Here is a 1,034-nt window from a genome sequence, read left to right as displayed (position 1 = left end):
CTTTGTGGTCAAGTCCTCGGCCTATTAGTACCGGTCAGCTCCACACGTTACCGTGCTTCCACCTCCGGCCTATCAACCCGGTCGTCTACCGGGAGCCTTACCCACTCTCATGGTGGGAGACCTCATCTCAAGGCGAGCTTCCCGCTTAGATGCTTTCAGCGGTTATCCCTTCCGAACGTAGCCAACCAGCCGTGCACCTGGCGGTACAACTGGCACACCAGAGGTTCGTCCGTCCCGGTCCTCTCGTACTAGGGACAGCCCCTTTCAAGTCTCCTGCGCGCGCAGCGGATAGGGACCGAACTGTCTCGCGACGTTCTAAACCCAGCTCGCGTACCGCTTTAATGGGCGAACAGCCCAACCCTTGGGACCTACTCCAGCCCCAGGATGCGACGAGCCGACATCGAGGTGCCAAACCATCCCGTCGATATGGACTCTTGGGGAAGATCAGCCTGTTATCCCCGGGGTACCTTTTAGCCGTTGAGCGACACCGCTTCCACACGCCGATGCCGGATCACTAGTCCCAGCTTTCGCTCCTGCTCGACCCGTCAGTCTCACAGTCAAGCTCCCTTGTGCACTTACACTCAACACCTGATTGCCAACCAGGCTGAGGGAACCTTTGGGCGCCTCCGTTACCCTTTAGGAGGCAACCGCCCCAGTTAAACTACCCACCAGACACTGTCCCCGATCCGGATCACGGACCAGAGTTAGACGTTCAAAACGACCAGAGTGGTATTTCACCAATGACTCCACCATCACTAGCGTGACAGCTTCCCAGTCTCCCACCTATCCTACACAAGACGCTCCAAACGCCAATGTCAAGCTGTAGTGAAGGTCCCGGGGTCTTTCCGTCCTGCTGCGCGTAACGAGCATCTTTACTCGTAGTGCAATTTCGCCGGGTCTGCGGTTGAGACAGCGGGGAAGTCGTTACGCCATTCGTGCAGGTCGGAACTTACCCGACAAGGAATTTCGCTACCTTAGGATGGTTATAGTTACCACCGCCGTTTACCGGCGCTTAAGTTCTCACCTTCGCCAAC

General features: G+C 57.1%; 1 rRNA gene. It reads right to left on the bottom strand.

Going from position 1 to position 1,034, the window contains the following annotated elements:
- Nucleotides 1-4: 4 nt before the first annotated feature.
- A 23S ribosomal RNA gene (locus ACIBO2_RS58835) occupies nucleotides 5-1,034 on the bottom strand; the annotation flags it as partial.

The organism is Nonomuraea sp. NPDC050022, assembly GCF_044460705.1.
In the GTDB taxonomy this organism is placed as follows: domain Bacteria; phylum Actinomycetota; class Actinomycetes; order Streptosporangiales; family Streptosporangiaceae; genus Nonomuraea.
The sequence above is the reverse complement of the archived record's forward strand: the minus strand, read 5'-3'. Positions and strand labels throughout refer to the sequence as shown.